This is a genomic window from Ruegeria sp. HKCCD4315, assembly GCF_013112245.1.
Taxonomy (GTDB): Bacteria; Pseudomonadota; Alphaproteobacteria; order Rhodobacterales; family Rhodobacteraceae; genus Ruegeria.
The window spans coordinates 2,822,852-2,839,159 of sequence record NZ_WVRN01000001.1; the positions used below are offsets into that span (position 1 = coordinate 2,822,852).

Below are 16,308 nucleotides of genomic sequence, written 5' to 3' on the forward strand. Positions count from 1 at the left end.
AGTATGACTTCAAAATTAGATCAAATTGACACGCGCATTCTGAAAGAACTGCAAAAGGACGCCACCCTATCCCAACGGGAATTGGCAGATCGCGTTGGTCTTTCTCAAAATGCCTGCTGGCGGCGATTGAAGGCCCTCAACGAAGATGGCGTCCTGATTGGATCCACCGCTCGTATCGCGCGCGAGAAACTAGGGCTGAGCTTAGTGGTCTTTGTCATGCTGCGCACACGGCATCATTCGGCCGAATGGCTTCAGGCGTTTCGCAGCCATGTTCTGACAATTCCAGAAGTCGTGGATTTTCACCGCATTGGCGGCGATTACGATTACCAGTTGAAAGTCGTCACTGAAGATATGGCGTCTTATGACAAGGTCTACCAACGCCTGATCGAAAAGGTCGAACTGGACAGTGTGACCTCGTATTTCGCGATGGAAGCGATCGCCGAAGGGCGACCGCTGCCGATCTAGACCTCAGGCCAGCCCGAGCATTGTTTTCATTCCACCGATGAAGGTTGCATCGTCCAGCGCCTTGCGGTTGTCGAGATATTCGACCGCATCTTCGCCCGCGCGATACCGTAAGGTGTCAGTCCCATCGGTCACCGCCTCCCAGATCACGTCGGCCACAACGCTGGGTGGTGAGGTGCGCGATGCCATCTCTTCAGAGCCCCAGGTGCCAAACAGGGCCTGAACCACCGGCTGGTATTCCGTCATACTTTCATCATTAACGAAATCAAACGAGCGGCCGCCGAAATCTGTGGCGATCAGCCCGGGCTCGACAATCTTGACCTTGATGCCAGCCGCAGCGAGTTCGTAGTGCAGCGACTCTGATAGACCTTCGACTGCGAACTTCGTGCCGTGATACAGCGCCCCAAGCGGGAAGGTGATCTGACCGCCGATGGAAGAAATGTTCACGATGCAGCCAGACCCGTTTACCCGCATATGCGGCAATACCGCTTTGGTTACGGCCAGCAGACCGATGACGTTGGTGTCGAATTGCCGACGAATGCGGTCCAACGGGAACGCCTCCAACGGCCCATAGGCCCCATACCCCGCATTGTTCAGCAGAACATCGATCTGGCCGAACCGCGCGATCCCTTCTGCAACGGCCGCTGTGATTGAGGCTTCGTCGGTTACGTCCAGACGCGTAACCAGAACGTTTTCCAGTTGCGATAGCTCGGTTTCCTTTTCCGGGCTGCGCATGGTGGCAATGACGTTCCAACCTTGCTTTTGAAACCGTAGAGCCGTGACTTTGCCGATACCAGACGACGCGCCGGTGATGAGGATGGTCTGTGCCATGATCTTTCTCCGAAGTGATTAGCCTGCCCGAGACATATGCTGTTCTTCCATTCCGCGCCTGCCAAATTCTCCGCATTACTTGCCTAATTCTCCAGCTTTTCGGAATTCTACTGGCCGCCAAGTTTTCCGCTAAATATACTAAGCACATGAGAAAGACCAAACTGAGTCAATCCGAACTGATCACGGAAATCTGCAATTTTGTGGCAAAAGAAGCAGAAGACGCGCCATTTTACCCGACTGCGCTCGAAGGCTTTGCGCTTCTGCACGACGTTAAAACCAAGTCCATCGACGCGCAGGTTTATGAACCTATTGTCTGCCTGGTTCTACAAGGGCAGAAAGAAACACGTATTGGCAATCGGCTTATCCATTTCGGAGCCGGGGACTCCCTGATCGTCAGCCATTCAGTTCCCGTCATGGCAGCCGTAACTGAAGCCAGCCGTCAGGCACCCTATGTCGGCCTCGTTCTTTCACTCGATCTGTCCACCTTGCGCAGCCTATATGATGAGGTCGGATCCACTCCCGGAAAAATTGAAGCGGCGCATAGCCTGGCGGCATCCCAAGCCTCACCAGATCTGATCGATGCTATGACCCGCCTGTTTCGTGCCAGCCAGAGCCCGATCGAGGCAAAGGTTCTGGCCCCGATGATCAGCCGTGAGATCCATTACAGGTTGCTACAGGCCGATCACGGCGGAATGCTGCGGCAAATGCTATGGCGTGACAGTGCAGCCAGCCGGATCGCGCGGGTCATTGACGTTATCCAAACGGATTTCAAAACCTCACTGCCCGTGTCCGAGCTTGCGCAAATTGCCGGCATGAGCGTTTCCGCCTTTCACACGCATTTCAAAGAGGTGACCGCCAGATCACCACTGCAATACCAAAAAGAACTCAGATTGCTGGAGGCGCGCCGCCTACTGTCTCATGGATCGCTCAGTGTTTCGCAAGCGGCCTTTGACGTGGGGTATGAAAGCCCGACCCAATTCAGCCGCGAGTACTCCCGCAAATTTGGAGTTTCTCCACGGCAAGACCTTGGAGCGCAAAGCGCGGCATAAAAAAGGCCGCGCAACTTGCGCGGCCTCGAAATTCTTGGTGTCGGCGAAGATTAGTTCTTCGCGTAGAATTCGACGACCAGGTTCGGTTCCATCATCACCGGATAAGGCACATCGCTCAGGCCCGGTGCGCGGACGAAAGTCGCGGTCATTTTCGAGTGGTCAGCGTCGATGTAATCGGGCACGTCACGCTCGGCCAGAGCAGCAGCTTCCAAAACGATGGCCAGTTGCTTGGACTTGTCACGCACTTCGATCACGTCGCCTTCTTTGACGCGGTAGCTGGGGATGTTAACCCGCTTACCGTTCACTTTGACGTGGCCGTGGTTCACGAATTGACGTGCAGCAAAAACGGTCGGAACGAACTTGGCGCGGTAGACAACGGCGTCCAGGCGGCGCTCCAGCAGACCGATCAGGTTTTCACCGGTGTCGCCTTTGACACGCTCGGCTTCGGCATAAATGCGGCGGAACTGCTTCTCGGTCAGGTCGCCATAGTAGCCTTTCAGCTTCTGCTTGGCGCGCAGCTGCAGACCGAAGTCCGACAGTTTGCCCTTGCGGCGCTGGCCGTGCTGGCCGGGGCCGTATTCACGACGGTTGATCGGGGATTTCGGACGACCCCAGATGTTTTCGCCCATCCGGCGGTCGATTTTGTACTTGGCAGACGTGCGTTTGGTCACGGCTGATCTCCTTCGTCTTGAACGAAGCCCTAAAGGGCCACTATGAAGGGCGTTGTCCTCTTGAGGTTTCCCCCATGACAGGCATCCCCTTGCGGGGGCCACCAACACCAATGAAGCCGCGCTTATATCCGCAGAGTTCACAGAGTCAATAAGCGAAATCAGAAAGGGATGTAGCTAAGTGCAAACGCATCGAAAGAGTGCGGCCCGTAACCCGCCAGCGGAAAGCCGGGTAGCGATTGGGCTTAGGTCTGCCGCGATGCGGCCTGACGTGGAAAGCTTACAACTGTCGAGTCATAAGTAGGCTGAGCAAATGTTGATGCAGCGAAGTCATTTACTTCGCTGACCCAAAATGCCTGATCCCGTGGCGGACATCCGTCGACAAACACAAATGTCGGGTCAATTTCGCCCTCTTGTACGACCAGATCCGCTCTGAACCGCTGTGCACCGTTGGTCAACACGACTGAGCCGCACACCTCTCCGGTAACATCACGAACAACTGCGAACCGATCCTTTGTCACAGATGTAATCGCACCTGCACTGCCGGATCGCTCAATTGCCTGCTCGACGTCATTATTCAGGAAAACGGCCTGACCCCGCCAGGACCACGCTGCTCCAACGACCAGAAACGCCCAAGGCGGCGCTTCGAGCTCATCAAGCTCTGTCTGCTTCCATGAAATGGCTATTTGACCGTTTGCACCGGCTCTCATCTGCCCACTCGCACTTTTTACCACCCCAACACTAATCCAACGCTTATCAGCACAAATTTCGGCGGAAAAGAGACGGAATTGCAGCATTCACGAGAATGTTGCATATGTGAATCACAACCCTGTGAAGTGCACCCAAAGTTTTGCTGCAGCGTCAAAGGCTTCATGACAAATTCCCTTTGCAAGCCGAATTGCATAGATGTTTCCAGCAAGTATCCAATTGATACCCGAGACTCCGGAAAAAGCTGATCCACGCGCGCGCGGCAAGCGACATCACAAAAACCGAAGCGACCTACAAGACTGCGCTGGAATGGCCTAAATCTATTCTAACGATGATCGTTTTGGAGAAGGTGCATGCGGAACTGGCTCAGGTATGCAATAATGGCCGCGCTGGCCTTTGCAACGCAACCCTCGGTCGCGGCATCCGGAATTGCGCTTGAATGGTCTGACCTTCCCGCCCCCTCCGCGCAGGTGTTTGAAGACCCTTTTCGCGACCTCAGCGCCGAACAGATGGACGACCTACAGTTTGCCGTACGCTTACGGGTCAGGTTGCAACAGAATGCCGGCAGCGCCGAAGAACGCGCCAAATGGCAAGAGTTGCTGAACGAGACAGAAACCGCGCTGGCCCAAGATCAGATAGACGTCGACTGGATGCTGAACCAGCGCGAGGCTGTCATCCAGAGGCGCACAGTTGCGGGAACAGCCGGCAACCCATTGCATGATGGTCAAACCATCACACTGGACGGTTTTGCGATTCCCGCGCCACCAGATGCAGATTGTCATCCTGTCGCTTATCTGGTGCCCGAGCCAGGAATGTGTAGCCACAGGCCCCCGCCACCGCCAAACCAGATGATCCGCGTGCTGCTGAACGGCGACTGGGCACCGACCTACTACCATGAACCGGTACGTTTGACTGGGGTGCTGTCGATTGCACCCACAGAAGAGCAGATGGTGGTCGTGGATGGCCTGATGCCGATGCGCGCGACGTTTCTGCTGGAAGTTGATCAGGTCTATCCACTGGCCTAACCTGAAGAAAATCCGGAATGGAACCAAACCCTGCTGGATCGTATCCGCGCGGCGGATCATCGTAAGACCGGAGGCTTGGGGTCAGTCGACTGATTAACGGTACAAGCCTTAAGGAAGCCCCTTTGCCGCGCTTTTCTGTTTCGGTGTTAAATGCCCGCAACTTCGATAAAGAGAAACCGACAGGGTCCCGAACGAACCCTGCCGAATCGTCGTAGATCACTTCAAAGGTAAGCAGATCTCGGTCAGCAAATCCTCGGGCGCTGTATCGCGCGGATCGTTGAGGTAAATCTCGTAGCAAGGTTGATCCGCAGGTTCTTCACCAGACTCCGGCAGCCAATTGCCGAACAGGCTGTGATAGGCCGCCGCGATCCCTGAATATGGCCCTTTGTAGGTCAGCACAGCCGTCTTGCCGCCCGGAATCGATAGTTCGTCCAGGCCTTCAGGGGTGTTTTCACCCCGGAACTCAGCCCCTGCATAGCTGCGCAGTTGATCTTCTGGCACGTCATCGGGGCTATCAAAATACAACGCAAGCACAGGCCCAATCTGCGGCCATAGCTGACGGGATTCGCACATGGCCCCAAACGCTTCAAAGCTTTTGCCGATCTCGGAATAGGCCCCTTTATGCGGCAGCGCGACAACACGGCGGGCGGGTTCAGTACGTGTGGTAACAGGATGCATCGGATATCCTCCGGTTTTGAAATCAGGATGAGCGGGAAGAAATTGACCCGCCTTGCGAAAGGCAGCGGGACTGCTGCCATAAGCCTCGGAAAAGGCGCGCGCAAAGGAACTTGGATTGGGATACCCGACAGATAACGCGATATCAGAAATCGCTTTATCTGACTGTACCAGCCATGTGGCCGCACGGTGCAAGCGCACACGGCGCACCGCCTGTGCACAGGTTTCGCCGGTCAGGGCGCGAAACACCCGGTGCCAGTGAAACCGTGACATCGCCGCCACGTCAGCAAGCGCATCCAAAGACAGGTCCCCGGCGGGGTTGTCATGGATATACGCCAGTACGCGCAACACGCGGTCTTCATAGCTGGTGGGCATCCGTGTCGTTCCTTCTTGCTGCCAATCCGTAGTCGCATATCCCGAGCCCACAAATCTTGCTGAGTTGCATCCCGGCGAACGTCAGGTCATATAGCAAAGAACTTCCGCGTTGAGAGGCGTCATGACCCAGTATCTGGATTTCGAAAAACCGCTGGCCGAGATCGAAGGCAAAGCTGAAGAGCTGCGCGCGCTGGCCCGCGCAAACGAAGAAATGGACGTGGCCGAAGAAGCGGCCGCTTTGGACACCAAAGCCTCCAAGTTGCTGGACGAGCTTTATGCCGATCTGACCCCCTGGCGGAAATGCCAGGTGGCGCGTCATCCGGAACGTCCGCATTGCAACGACTATGTGGATGCGCTGTTCACTGAATTCACACCGCTGGCAGGAGACCGCAACTTCGCCGACGATCTGGCCGTGATTGGTGGCCTGGCACGATTCAACGATCAGCCGGTGATGGTGATTGGACACGAAAAAGGCTCGGACACCAAATCGCGGATTGAGCGTAATTTTGGCATGGCCCGACCAGAAGGGTATCGCAAGGCCGTTCGCCTGATGGAGATGGCCGGACGTTTTGGACTGCCGGTCATCACCTTGATCGATACTGCCGGCGCCTACCCCGGCAAAGGGGCCGAGGAACGTGGCCAGTCAGAAGCCATCGCGCGTTCGACTGAGATGTGCCTGAAGATCGGCGTGCCTTTGGTCTCGGTCATCATTGGTGAAGGTGGGTCAGGCGGCGCTGTGGCCTTTGCGACAGCAAACCGCGTCGCAATGTTGGAACACTCGGTCTATTCGGTGATCTCGCCCGAAGGCTGCGCATCGATCTTGTGGAAAGACGCAGAAAAGATGCGCGAAGCGGCCGAAGCGCTGCGTCTGACCGCGCAGGACCTTTATAAGCTGGGCGTGTGCGACCGGATCATCACCGAGCCTAAAGGCGGCGCGCATCGCAACCGCCCGGCAGCCGTGGAAGCCGTACGCTCGGCCATCACCGCCATGCTGCAAGAGCTGGACGGCAAAGATGCAGCGGCCCTGATTCAGGACCGCCGTCAGAAATTCCTGGATATCGGTTCAAAAGGGCTGGCGGCGTAACCGTCAGCCGCCCAAGCGGCGCAGCAAACCAATCGAAGGTTCACCCGTGACAGGCAAGCCATTTGCGCTTTGATAAGCGCTGATGGCGGATGTGGTATTCTTGCCGATCACCCCATCTGCGCCTTTGGTGTCATACCCGGCGGATGTCAGCTGGCGTTGCAACTCTTTACGGTCCTCCAACGTCAGACCATTTGCGTCCGGTCCGAACGAGGCCTGAAACGGCGCGCCACCTGCGATCCTGTCTGCCAGATGGCCCACACCAATCGCGTAGCTGTCCGAGTTGTTATAGCGCTTGATCACTTGAAAATTGCGGAACACAGCAATACGAGGCCCCGGTGTCTGAGGTTGCAACACAGCGACGGGTGTGCCGGACACGGTCCCAGCTTCTCCACCCCAAGGTTGACCCCGCACCCAACCGGCGCGCGCCAGATACGACGCCGTAGAAGCCAGCGAGTCCGTCGGATCTTCGGACCAGATATCGCGCCGCCCGTCACCGGTGAAATCCACCGCATAGGCAAGGTATGAGGTCGGAATGAACTGCGTATGCCCCATTGCCCCGGCCCAGCTGCCAGTCATGTTAGCGGGTGTTGTGTCGCCCTCTTGCAGAATGCGCAGCGCCGCGACCAGTTGCTTTTCAAAAAACGCGCCGCGCCGTCCGTCATAGGCCAGCGTCGAAGTGGCTGAGATCACGGGCACATCGCCGCGACGCGCACCATAGCGACTTTCCAGACCCCACACGGCCACGACAACTTCCTTGTCCACACCATACTGCGCTTCGATCTGCGACAGGGTACCGTTATACTGTCGAAGCATCTTTTGACCGGTTTCAATCCGTTCATCCGATGCAGCAATGGCTAGATAATCCTCGAGCGAGCGCTTGAATTCGACCTGGTTGCGGTCGCGTTCGATTACGTCGGGCAGATACCCTGCCCCGCGGAATGCCTGATCAAGTGTGGTCTGTGAAATTCCTTGCGAAGACGCGCGGGTCTTGAACCCGGCAACCCAGGCGTCCCAACCAGCGTTTGGAACCGCCCGCATGCGCGATGCAGGGGCGCTTGACGGAGCACTGCCGCCCGAACAGGCAGCCAATAGCGATGATCCAAGGCAAATAGAAAAGGCACGGCGTGTAATCATGGTTGGGGTCTGCTCTTGTTTGTGATTTGGCACAAGCGTACCTCAGCAGAACCCCACAAGCCAGAAGCGTGATGCCGTGAATGGGCAGCATTGTGATGTCGGCGGGAAGCCGCTCAGCTTACCAGCAAACGCAACCCCTGCGTTACATCCGAGCGTACCGCCAGCCGCAAACCGGGCTCGTCCCCGGCCTTTAGCGCAGCAATGATCAGCTTGTGATAATGCGGGGGCTCGGTCCGCCGTAGACGCCCATACAACGCCCGCATTGTTGGTCCCAATTGCAACCAGACCGTTTCAGCAATGGCCAGCATCGCAGGCGCTTGTGCGCGCAGATACAATGTGCGGTGAAACTCCAGATTCGACCGAATATAGCCAACCGCATCCCGCTTGGTCACCATTTCAGCAACGGTCATATTGATGCTCTGCAACCTATCAATCAGTGCGATATGCGCGCGAGGCAATGCCCGGCTGGCCAACTCGACCTCTAGCAGCGCACGCAACGCCGCCAACTCCTCGATCCGGTCATTTGTCAGCTCAGGGGTCGAAACGCGGCCCGAGGTCGACAGGAACAGCGCACCTTCAGCAGCCAGACGGCGTACCGCCTCGCGCGCTGGCGTCATCGAGACGCCGAACTCCTTCCCAATGCCGCGCAAGGTCAGAGCCTGACCCGGTGCCATCTCACCATGCATGATTCTGGATCGCAGAGCCCGGTACACCCGGTCATGTGTGGCAGTTTGGGTTTCGGAAGAGCGCGCGCTTATCATCCACTTATGTGATCACAAAATGGCGCAAGGTCAACTCGGATCAGCGTCAAACCTGTAGCGATGCAATTCGGCACCATTATCGCGCAACCAGCGGCGAGGTTTCTGATACGGGCCAAAGATCTTCTCGACCTGTTCCCAAAACGCGCGCGAATGATTCATCTCAGCCAAATGCGCCACTTCATGGGCCGCCACGTAATGCAACACTTCAGGCGGTGCCAGTATAAGACGCCACGAGAACATCAAGCCACCGTGCGAGCTGCAGGATCCCCAGCGGGACCGCGTGTCGCGCAGGCTGAGCGTTGTATACGGGCGTCCAAGCATCGCAGCATAGTCATCACACGCACCGGACAAACGGTCTCGGGCCAGCTCCTTGAGAAACCGGGCCAATCGCCGCGCCTCGGCACCTTCAGGAACCTCGACTTCATGTGCCTGAAGCAACACGCGACGACCAGTTGCCGGAACGATTCGCCGATCAATGCCTTCAATTGGGATCGTTTGCCCAAACTGAACCCGGGCCATATCCGGCCGATCCTGCAAATGCTGCCGGATCCACTCTTCCTTGGTGCGTGCAAAACTAAGGGCCTCTGTTTCAGGTACTCCGATCGGGTAAGTCAACGTAACCCGCCCATCCAGTTGGGAAATACGCAAACTGATACGCCGCGCCCGGGCCGATTTGCGCAGCCTCAATGGTACCGGCGGCGTCCCTGGCAATGCGTGCTCTCCCATATCGCGACACCTCCTGCGCAAAGACTTTGACAGTACCCGCCAGCTGTGGCACGTGGACTGAATCATTTAGACGACTCACCTGATATCAAGGGGAATTGACATGCCCAAGGAAGAATGGGGCGTAAAGCGCGTTTGCCCGACAACCGGTAAGCGGTTTTACGACCTGAACAAGGACCCGATCATCAGCCCCTACACTGGCGAGATAGTGGAGCTTGAAACATCCAAAAGCCGCATGATCGCGGCGGATGCAGAAGATGCAGCTTCGGTCAAAGCGCGTGAAAACGCGTCGGAAGAAGATCTGGTTCTGGACGATGACGATAATGTCGATGTCGAACTGGATGACGATCTGCTGGACGACGATGATGACAATAGCGATGACGTATCTTTGGACGACATCACCGACATGTCCTCGGAAGACGACAACTGATCAAGCAGAAGGCGGCCCCAAGGGTCGCCTTTTTCATTTGACTTTAGGCCGGCACGGAAAGTTGCTGTGATTTCCATTTTTGGACTTGCACTCGGCGCGTCTGTCTCATAAACGTCCGCTCACCGTGTCGACGGTACCATGATGGGGCCTTAGCTCAGTTGGGAGAGCGCTTGCATGGCATGCAAGAGGTCAGGGGTTCGACTCCCCTAGGCTCCACCAAAACCCTGCACAAAACCAAGCGCTACACCTAGAACCCTTAGCAAGAAGTGCTGGGCGTTGTCATGAACGCTTCTGTGCAGTAGCGTCCAGCACCATGGTCATCCGGCGATACCCATTTGTGCTTTTGGTTAGCTTTCTGGTCATCCTGACCGGCATAGCTGGCGTTGCTCACGCGGTATCAAATGGTTGCGTTGGCCTTCACTGTGAGGAACATAGGCAACATTCTGAACACTCTGCGTTGGTAACGAGCAGCGGTGAGGTCTCGGCTCACAGTCATCATCATGACCCGGAGAGTTCTGGAACCGACGAGTGCAATCCCTTTATTTGCCAGGCAACTGTAGTGCTCCCTCAAGACAGTGAACCCGCTCAAGTTCAACGTGATATTGACCTAGAGCTCCAGGATAGTGCCCAAGCCAAGCTGAATGAACCAGATAGCCCGTACAGGCCCCCTGACGTTTGAAGCAGCGTAAATCCTTGCGGACGTAAGCGACAAGCACGTGCGGCTGTTCGCAATGTCTCGCAGCGTTACCAGCTTACAGAATGTCAGGACCAATCTATGAAAAAAAGATACTTAACAATAGGCCTATGCACCGTCGCTGCTGTCGCCGCTTTCACAACTCTTCGGCCCGGTTCAATCGAAGAGGCCGCACCACAGGAACCACTTGAAGGCGATGCTATGGTCGCAATTCAGATGCCGCCCATCGAGGGTAACGCTGAAATCGGCCAGCGTGTCTTTGAGGTCTCCTGCGCCTCTTGCCATGGTGTCAATGCGGTCGGTGTGGAAGGCGCAGGACCGCCTCTGATCCACAAGATCTACGAACCCAGCCACCACGCGGATGAAGCCTTTCAGAGGGCAGTTTCACAAGGTGTGAGAAGCCACCATTGGCAGTTTGGCGACATGCCGCCCGTGGAAGGTCTGACGCGAGGTGACGTTGCCATGGTGATCGCGTACATTCGTGAAATTCAACGTGCCAACGGGATAAATTGAGGACAGGACCATGAAAAAGTTCATAACACTCGCACTCATGGCTGCCCTTCCCAGCGGCGTACTCGCGCATTCCAAGATCGAAGAAACAACTCCTGCCGACGGAGCCACAATAACCACTGTGCCCGCTGAAATTGGCCTCAACTTCTCTAAGGATATCCGGTTGACACGGATACAGATGGCCCATGAAGAACACTTGGCCGTAAGCCTGGATTTGGGCGACCAGACAAATTTTGGTCAGGAGTTCACGATCCCACTGCCGAGCAATGGAACGGGCACCTATGTCATCGAATGGCGTGGTTTAGGTGAAGACGGCCATGCGATGCAAGGTGAGTTTTCCTTTACCGTGGAATGAGCATGCCAGACATTTGGGGTATTGCCTCGATCCTCGCAAAGCTAGGGCTCTACATCGGCTTTGCGGGGTCCACCGGGCTTGTGATTGTTAGTTACCTCTATTCCGGCTTTGTCGCACCGATAAGCCTCGGGATAAAACGCCAAGCTAGAGCCTTAGCGTGGCTTGCTCTCGCCGCAACGGTTGTTGGTTTCCTGCTTCGTGGAGCCGCCTTAACAGGCGGAGTTGACGGCATGGTCGATCCAGAAATGCTTGGTCTGCTTTGGCAGACATCCGTGGGAGACGCCTTTGTCTACCGCCTTATCGGCGCAGTGTTGATCCTTGTGGGGCTGTCTATTCCTCGCTTTGGTCAATGGATCGCACTGTTGGGTGGCACAGTGGCTTTGTGGTCCTTTGCACAGATCGGGCACGTACCCGAACAAGAGAGTGTTGGCATCCAGCTCTTGCTGCTATTGCACCTGCTATGTGTAGCCTTCTGGGTGGGCATATTTAGCCCGCTGCGGAGTTTGGCTCTCATGCCTGAACATCTGACAGATGCTGCTGGACTGGGGCACAGGTTTGGACAAGCTGCTGCATTGATTGTTCCGACTTTGATCGTGGCAGGTCTCTGGATGGCTTGGTTGCTTGTTGGCAATCTCCAAGGGCTCTTGTTCACTGGCTACGGGCAGGCACTGTTGTTCAAAGTGTTGCTGGTGGGGCTTTTGTTGATACTCGCCGCAGCGAACAAGCTCCGATTTGTTCCGTCCATGCAAAGCGGAGATGCTAAAGCAGCGCGACACCTCGCCCGATCTATCGAGGTGGAGGCAATAGTCGTATTAGTGGTTTTGGCGACAACAGCCACACTCACGAGCGTACTAACGCTTCCGAGTTAAGGTAGGCAGAGATGAAAAAACACCTTTCCGCACTTGCTATATGCTGCATTGGTACCAGCGTCGCTGCAGACCATGAGTTGTTAGATAGAGACCTTGCGAATGGGCATGAACTCTATGCTGAGCACTGCGCCTCATGCCATGGAGTTAATCTGGAAGGCCAACCCAACTGGCAGACACCCGACGATGACGGAGTGTTGCCTGCTCCACCACATGACGTGACAGGGCACACATGGCACCATGATAACCAGCTACTGTTCGAGTACACCAAACTAGGTGGGGCAGAAGCGTTGGCAGCACGCGGTGTTAAAGACTTTAACAGTGGCATGCCCGGCTTTGAAAGCACCCTGACTGACGAAGGCATATGGGACGTGCTGGCCTACATACGCTCCACTTGGCCCGACGAAGTTCAGCAAATGCAAGCCAGCCGCAACCTGCCGCACCAGTAGAAGACTGTAGCTTCTCGCTACCTTAGGCTAACCGCAATGCACGGTTGAGCAATCTCAACTGACTGATTCAGCTTTTTAAGTTAGAACTCAGCTGTCATCGCGGTCTCAACGGCATGGACGCCTATGCCGACAATAATTCCGACAAAGATCAGCCCAACAAATGCGTTCATAACAGCCAAAGCCCGGCTCGCGGACTTTTCCGGCTTAATGTCGCCGTAGCCAACCGTAGTTGCGTTAATGAAGGCATGGTAGAGGCTCGATCCCGTGGACCAGCCTTCGATCCGACCAATCGATACCCCTAGCATGCAAACCAGCACCAATAAAAACACAAGTATCGGTGACAGGTAGATCAGGTCGTAAATGAAAACCGACAGAAACGTGCAAATATAGATGGCGTCGCAACCCATAGCGAAACTCTACCTCTCCGCCTTTCAGGGCCTAGTTGAATACCAATGTCTTAACCGGGAGCAGAATGGCCTGTGCACGCAAGACAATTGCATTTGCTATACCCATGCCATCCACAATCCTTGCGATGAAAGCAGACAGGCCCGTGATCTCACCGGCGTCGATTTCCTTTGCTCGGCTCGTATAAGCAACTCCAACGCACGCGCTACCGGGCGGAATGCTCTCAAGATGCTGTGGGAAAACTGGTGCTAGGAACGCTGTAACTGTACCGGGTCGCGCTCGATCCTGCTGATCCAGCAACGCATCCCCCGGTCGGAATTGCCCTGCAGCAATCGCGTCCTGCACGTCGTCCACAACCATTGGGACTATTGTTAACGGTTTAGACGCACAGGTAATTTCCACCAGCATACCCGGCTTTAGCACACTGGCAGAAATCTGACCGAAAGCCGCAATAAAACGCCCCTGCCCCGTGACCTCGGGCACCAAAATTCCGGCAGGGCGTAGAATTGGATTAACGATGTCACCGGGCTTTAGGAGAAACTGCGTTACCGTTCCGTCCACCTCGGCAAACACGGTGGATTTTGATATCTCGTTCTCGGCCTCTCTCAAAACCGCACGTGCAGTTTCAAGCTGGGCAGGCAAAAGAGTGGTCTGGCGCAATTTGGCGCCATCCAGCGCGGCAATAGCGGACGCGCGCTGACTCTCCGCACCGGATACTGCTGTTTGCAAACGTTCCAGTTCTTGCTCACTGACAACGGTGTTGTTTCGTTCTGCAAGCTCCAGACGCCGCTCCAAATCGCTCGTTGCCTGAGCAAGATCGGCCTCTGTTGCCTCGACCTGCGCGGTAGCGCTCGCGACTTCCGTTGCAGTTAGGCCCAATGCCGCCTCAATCTCTTCAATACGACGCTGAGCCGTTTCCGCTGCTGCCTCCTGCCGTGTGGTGTCCAATCGGAAAATGGCCTCACCAGCATTCACGTCGTCATTATTGGCAACGTAGACTTCCGCGACCCGCCCCGCGCGATCCGAGAGAATGGTAACCGTGCGAAACGCAGCAGAGACATTCCGCGTTGAGGGATGGAAATAGAAGATCACCGTGATCAGCGTCACAGCCAGTATTGCACAGGCGGTCAAACCCCACCGCAACTCATACCAGACGTTGAACAGGGTTATTTCGCGGCCCCACCGCTTGCCCTGTTTGTAACGGCGATACAAATAATCCGGGACGATTGTGATCAGCGCAGAGAAGACCAACTCAAGCATCGTCGCTCTCCGAGACGTCTACTTCGGTCTTAAGTGGAAAGATTTCATGCAACGGCACGGCGGCGATCAGAATTGCCGCGATCCAAAAGGCGTTGTTCAGGGTGAAGAGAGAGATCAACCCAAGCACACCGACCAACTGCATTTGGACCTTATGAGCACCTGCTGCCATGCGGTCGGGAATGGCCTGTACGGTAAAGTAGAGTGCACCAAAACCCAGCAGCACCATGACGAGAACCAACCCAACAACGATAAGAAAACCGTCTGTCTCCCCCGGAGGTGTCACCCATAATGGGAGCCTCGCCATCGCCTCGTCAGAAATAGAACTGTTCACCTGTCCCACCCCGCCTTCAAATGATCACATTCAAATATAACTGATTGAAATCAAAAAAACCAATCTGGTCGAGGCATCTTGTTTCAGGCTTTCATGCCGTGGAAATGCTCGAAGGTTTACCTGCGCTCTCGGAAATCTCATTAGAGAATACTTGATCAACACCCGCAGGATCAAAGACCTGTTGAACTCATAGGTTGCGCAACGGTCTCAACATATTAGCAAAAGTAATTTGAAACCCAGCCACTTTGCTTAATTGGTAAAGGCATCCAAGCGGTTGAGTTGCGAGGCAAAATGCTTTGTTTCAATTGCTGGATTTTCTACTGCATTTCGTTACCGTGGCTTCAACGAGCCCACAGACGCAACTCTTCTATAGGATGATCCATGTTATTAAGGCTGTTAACCGCCGCAATGATTCTACACATCGGTCTGTATCCCTCTCATGTGATTGCGCAGGACAGCGAAACGAAGCCTAAAGTTTCCGTGACGGCGACACAATTGAAACCGGTGTCGCTGACCGAGATCTTCACTGGCCGGGTCGAAGCGGTGAATCGTGTCGACCTGATTGCGCGGGTGCCAGGGTTTGTGAAATCAATCAATTTCAAGGACGGCTCAGCCGTCAAAGCAGCGGATGTCCTGATCGAGATCGAACCGGATTCTTACGAGGCAGCGGTCACAGAAATTCAGGGTCAGATCCAAGCTGCACAGGCGGCAAAAAAGCTTGCCGATATCGAGCTTGATCGGCAACAAAAGCTCCTTGCCAAAGGTGACACTCCGCAAGCGGTCGTTCAGAAAGCAGAGGCGCAGCAAGGCCAGGCGGATGGGCAAATTCTTGAATTGCAAGGCAGCCTGCAGAACGCTCAGCTTAACCTGTCTTACACCAAGATAGCCGCGCCCTTTGACGGCCGTGTAGGACTGACAGATCTTTCCGTTGGAGCATTTGTCAGCCCCGAAGGCGGAGCACTGCTGTCGCTGTCCAGTGTCGACCCCATTCATGTAACCTTTCCGGTGACCGAAGCGGAATTGCTTGAATTTCGCTCGCGCCGCGCCAAAGCGTCGGCCTCCGAACCACTGAACCTGCAGCTCGTTCTTGCCGATGGCACGACCTATGGACAAACGGGCAGCATCGACGTGATTGATACCGAGGTGCAATCTGGAACGGATTCTGTTCTGGTCCGTGGGTCTTTTCCAAATCCGGATGGGGCACTGATAGATAACCAACTGGTGCGGGTCGTCGTTACCGATCCTTCACAGGAAAAATCGCTGGTGATCCCTGCCAAAGCCTTGCAAAAAGATCAGTCTGGTTACTTTGTGTTCACGGTCGGAAGCGACGCAAAAGCCAAGAAAACGCAAATTCAACTGGATCGGGTCGAAGGGACCGAAGCTGTCGTTTCAAGTGGTCTAAGCGAAGGCGATCAGGTCATCACCGATGGCCTGCAGAAGGTCCACGCCGGTGTCGAGGTGAGTGTTTCGACACCCAAAAACACCTCATCAACGGATGGTGGAAACTGATCTC

20 protein-coding genes and 1 tRNA gene are annotated in these 16,308 nt (G+C 55.4%); 11 read left to right on the plus strand and 10 right to left on the minus strand.

Features of this window, described 5'->3' with window-relative positions:
* Positions 1-3: 3 nt before the first annotated feature.
* Positions 4-465 carry an Lrp/AsnC family transcriptional regulator gene (locus tag GS646_RS14015; protein WP_171091768.1) on the plus strand — a complete coding sequence of 154 codons (462 nt, stop codon included), beginning with the start codon at positions 4-6 and terminating at the stop codon, positions 463-465.
* Between the two features lie 3 nt (positions 466-468).
* Here GS646_RS14015 and GS646_RS14020 read toward each other — a convergent pair whose 3' ends face one another.
* Positions 469-1,293, minus strand: coding sequence for an SDR family oxidoreductase (locus GS646_RS14020; protein WP_171647761.1), 825 nt, complete (start codon positions 1,291-1,293; stop codon positions 469-471).
* Between the two features lie 146 nt (positions 1,294-1,439).
* Between GS646_RS14020 and GS646_RS14025 the strand changes: the two genes are divergently transcribed.
* On the plus strand, positions 1,440-2,342 hold the full coding sequence (locus GS646_RS14025) for an AraC family transcriptional regulator (protein ID WP_216600453.1): 903 nt from the start codon (positions 1,440-1,442) through the stop codon (positions 2,340-2,342).
* A gap of 50 nt (positions 2,343-2,392) precedes the next feature.
* Here GS646_RS14025 and rpsD read toward each other — a convergent pair whose 3' ends face one another.
* Entirely contained in the window at positions 2,393-3,013 is a 621-nt protein-coding gene (rpsD, locus tag GS646_RS14030) for a 30S ribosomal protein S4 (protein WP_171091779.1), read from the minus strand.
* Positions 3,014-3,255: 242 nt separating this feature from the next.
* Complete coding sequence (locus GS646_RS14035; RefSeq protein WP_171186462.1) at positions 3,256-3,720, minus strand: hypothetical protein; 465 nt, start codon at positions 3,718-3,720, stop codon at positions 3,256-3,258.
* A 351-nt stretch (positions 3,721-4,071) separates the two neighbouring features.
* On the opposite strand from GS646_RS14035, the gene GS646_RS14040 reads away from it, so the two are divergent.
* On the plus strand, positions 4,072-4,743 hold the full coding sequence (locus GS646_RS14040; protein ID WP_253746612.1) for a DUF3299 domain-containing protein: 672 nt from the start codon (positions 4,072-4,074) through the stop codon (positions 4,741-4,743).
* 216 nt (positions 4,744-4,959) lie between these two features.
* On the opposite strand, the gene GS646_RS14045 is transcribed toward GS646_RS14040, so the two are convergent.
* Positions 4,960-5,793: a GyrI-like domain-containing protein gene (locus GS646_RS14045; protein WP_171186466.1), complete on the minus strand. Its 834-nt coding sequence runs from the start codon at positions 5,791-5,793 to the stop codon at positions 4,960-4,962.
* 121 nt (positions 5,794-5,914) lie between these two features.
* On the opposite strand from GS646_RS14045, the gene GS646_RS14050 reads away from it, so the two are divergent.
* Entirely contained in the window at positions 5,915-6,877 is a 963-nt protein-coding gene (locus GS646_RS14050; protein WP_171186468.1) for an acetyl-CoA carboxylase carboxyltransferase subunit alpha, read from the plus strand.
* Between the two features lie 3 nt (positions 6,878-6,880).
* Here GS646_RS14050 and GS646_RS14055 read toward each other — a convergent pair whose 3' ends face one another.
* The 3 genes from GS646_RS14055 to GS646_RS14065 form a co-directional block, all read right to left on the minus strand.
* Positions 6,881-8,011, minus strand: a complete 1,131-nt coding sequence (locus GS646_RS14055; RefSeq protein ID WP_171186471.1) for a lytic murein transglycosylase — start codon at positions 8,009-8,011, stop codon at positions 6,881-6,883.
* A gap of 113 nt (positions 8,012-8,124) precedes the next feature.
* The gene (locus GS646_RS14060; RefSeq protein ID WP_171091790.1) at positions 8,125-8,772 is read right to left on the minus strand and encodes a GntR family transcriptional regulator; all 648 of its coding nucleotides are present in this window, start codon (positions 8,770-8,772) and stop codon (positions 8,125-8,127) included.
* A gap of 30 nt (positions 8,773-8,802) precedes the next feature.
* Positions 8,803-9,498 (minus strand): M48 family metallopeptidase, encoded by a 696-nt coding sequence (locus GS646_RS14065; RefSeq protein WP_253746610.1) that lies wholly within the window; start codon positions 9,496-9,498, stop codon positions 8,803-8,805.
* A gap of 100 nt (positions 9,499-9,598) precedes the next feature.
* Between GS646_RS14065 and GS646_RS14070 the strand changes: the two genes are divergently transcribed.
* The 6 genes from GS646_RS14070 to GS646_RS14095 all read left to right on the plus strand — a co-directional run bounded on the left by GS646_RS14070 (position 9,599) and on the right by GS646_RS14095 (position 12,799).
* The gene (locus GS646_RS14070) at positions 9,599-9,925 is read left to right on the plus strand and encodes a TIGR02300 family protein (RefSeq protein ID WP_171186475.1); all 327 of its coding nucleotides are present in this window, start codon (positions 9,599-9,601) and stop codon (positions 9,923-9,925) included.
* A gap of 143 nt (positions 9,926-10,068) precedes the next feature.
* Positions 10,069-10,144, plus strand: a tRNA-Ala gene (locus GS646_RS14075).
* A 556-nt stretch (positions 10,145-10,700) separates the two neighbouring features.
* The gene (locus GS646_RS14080) at positions 10,701-11,132 is read left to right on the plus strand and encodes a cytochrome c (RefSeq protein ID WP_170787093.1); all 432 of its coding nucleotides are present in this window, start codon (positions 10,701-10,703) and stop codon (positions 11,130-11,132) included.
* A gap of 10 nt (positions 11,133-11,142) precedes the next feature.
* Positions 11,143-11,484 carry a copper resistance CopC family protein gene (locus tag GS646_RS14085; RefSeq protein ID WP_170787091.1) on the plus strand — a complete coding sequence of 114 codons (342 nt, stop codon included), beginning with the start codon at positions 11,143-11,145 and terminating at the stop codon, positions 11,482-11,484.
* A gap of 2 nt (positions 11,485-11,486) precedes the next feature.
* Positions 11,487-12,353 carry a copper resistance D family protein gene (locus tag GS646_RS14090; RefSeq protein WP_171186494.1) on the plus strand — a complete coding sequence of 289 codons (867 nt, stop codon included), beginning with the start codon at positions 11,487-11,489 and terminating at the stop codon, positions 12,351-12,353.
* A gap of 11 nt (positions 12,354-12,364) precedes the next feature.
* Positions 12,365-12,799 (plus strand): cytochrome c, encoded by a 435-nt coding sequence (locus GS646_RS14095; RefSeq protein WP_171186496.1) that lies wholly within the window; start codon positions 12,365-12,367, stop codon positions 12,797-12,799.
* Between the two features lie 80 nt (positions 12,800-12,879).
* On the opposite strand, the gene GS646_RS14100 is transcribed toward GS646_RS14095, so the two are convergent.
* Genes GS646_RS14100 through GS646_RS14110 form a run of 3 tightly spaced genes read right to left on the minus strand, consistent with a single transcriptional unit; the run spans position 12,880 to position 14,795 of the window.
* Positions 12,880-13,206: a potassium channel family protein gene (locus tag GS646_RS14100; RefSeq protein ID WP_171186498.1), complete on the minus strand. Its 327-nt coding sequence runs from the start codon at positions 13,204-13,206 to the stop codon at positions 12,880-12,882.
* Positions 13,207-13,237: 31 nt separating this feature from the next.
* Positions 13,238-14,464 carry an HlyD family secretion protein gene (locus GS646_RS14105; protein WP_171186500.1) on the minus strand — a complete coding sequence of 409 codons (1,227 nt, stop codon included), beginning with the start codon at positions 14,462-14,464 and terminating at the stop codon, positions 13,238-13,240.
* Positions 14,457-14,795 (minus strand): hypothetical protein, encoded by a 339-nt coding sequence (locus GS646_RS14110; protein ID WP_171186502.1) that lies wholly within the window; start codon positions 14,793-14,795, stop codon positions 14,457-14,459. The genes GS646_RS14105 and GS646_RS14110 overlap by 8 nt, the downstream gene beginning before the upstream one ends.
* A gap of 408 nt (positions 14,796-15,203) precedes the next feature.
* Here GS646_RS14110 and GS646_RS14115 point away from each other — a divergent pair, with 408 nt between their 5' ends.
* Positions 15,204-16,304: an efflux RND transporter periplasmic adaptor subunit gene (locus GS646_RS14115; protein ID WP_171186504.1), complete on the plus strand. Its 1,101-nt coding sequence runs from the start codon at positions 15,204-15,206 to the stop codon at positions 16,302-16,304.
* Positions 16,305-16,308 lie beyond the last annotated feature (4 nt).

What these genes read in the sequence shown, in the direction of transcription:
- GS646_RS14015 (WP_171091768.1), top strand. Translation starts at nt 4, where the DNA reads ATGACTTCAAAATTAGATCAAATTGACACGCGCATTCTGAAAGAACTG.
- GS646_RS14020 (WP_171647761.1), bottom strand. Translation starts at nt 1,293, where the DNA reads ATGGCACAGACCATCCTCATCACCGGCGCGTCGTCTGGTATCGGCAAA.
- GS646_RS14025 (WP_216600453.1), top strand. Translation starts at nt 1,440, where the DNA reads ATGAGAAAGACCAAACTGAGTCAATCCGAACTGATCACGGAAATCTGC.
- GS646_RS14035 (WP_171186462.1), bottom strand. Translation starts at nt 3,720, where the DNA reads ATGAGAGCCGGTGCAAACGGTCAAATAGCCATTTCATGGAAGCAGACA.
- GS646_RS14040 (WP_253746612.1), top strand. Translation starts at nt 4,072, where the DNA reads ATGCGGAACTGGCTCAGGTATGCAATAATGGCCGCGCTGGCCTTTGCA.
- GS646_RS14045 (WP_171186466.1), bottom strand. Translation starts at nt 5,793, where the DNA reads ATGCCCACCAGCTATGAAGACCGCGTGTTGCGCGTACTGGCGTATATC.
- GS646_RS14050 (WP_171186468.1), top strand. Translation starts at nt 5,915, where the DNA reads ATGACCCAGTATCTGGATTTCGAAAAACCGCTGGCCGAGATCGAAGGC.
- GS646_RS14055 (WP_171186471.1), bottom strand. Translation starts at nt 8,011, where the DNA reads ATGATTACACGCCGTGCCTTTTCTATTTGCCTTGGATCATCGCTATTG.
- GS646_RS14060 (WP_171091790.1), bottom strand. Translation starts at nt 8,772, where the DNA reads ATGATAAGCGCGCGCTCTTCCGAAACCCAAACTGCCACACATGACCGG.
- GS646_RS14065 (WP_253746610.1), bottom strand. Translation starts at nt 9,498, where the DNA reads ATGGGAGAGCACGCATTGCCAGGGACGCCGCCGGTACCATTGAGGCTG.
- GS646_RS14070 (WP_171186475.1), top strand. Translation starts at nt 9,599, where the DNA reads ATGCCCAAGGAAGAATGGGGCGTAAAGCGCGTTTGCCCGACAACCGGT.
- GS646_RS14080 (WP_170787093.1), top strand. Translation starts at nt 10,701, where the DNA reads ATGAAAAAAAGATACTTAACAATAGGCCTATGCACCGTCGCTGCTGTC.
- GS646_RS14085 (WP_170787091.1), top strand. Translation starts at nt 11,143, where the DNA reads ATGAAAAAGTTCATAACACTCGCACTCATGGCTGCCCTTCCCAGCGGC.
- GS646_RS14090 (WP_171186494.1), top strand. Translation starts at nt 11,487, where the DNA reads ATGCCAGACATTTGGGGTATTGCCTCGATCCTCGCAAAGCTAGGGCTC.
- GS646_RS14095 (WP_171186496.1), top strand. Translation starts at nt 12,365, where the DNA reads ATGAAAAAACACCTTTCCGCACTTGCTATATGCTGCATTGGTACCAGC.
- GS646_RS14100 (WP_171186498.1), bottom strand. Translation starts at nt 13,206, where the DNA reads ATGGGTTGCGACGCCATCTATATTTGCACGTTTCTGTCGGTTTTCATT.
- GS646_RS14105 (WP_171186500.1), bottom strand. Translation starts at nt 14,464, where the DNA reads ATGCTTGAGTTGGTCTTCTCTGCGCTGATCACAATCGTCCCGGATTAT.
- GS646_RS14115 (WP_171186504.1), top strand. Translation starts at nt 15,204, where the DNA reads ATGATTCTACACATCGGTCTGTATCCCTCTCATGTGATTGCGCAGGAC.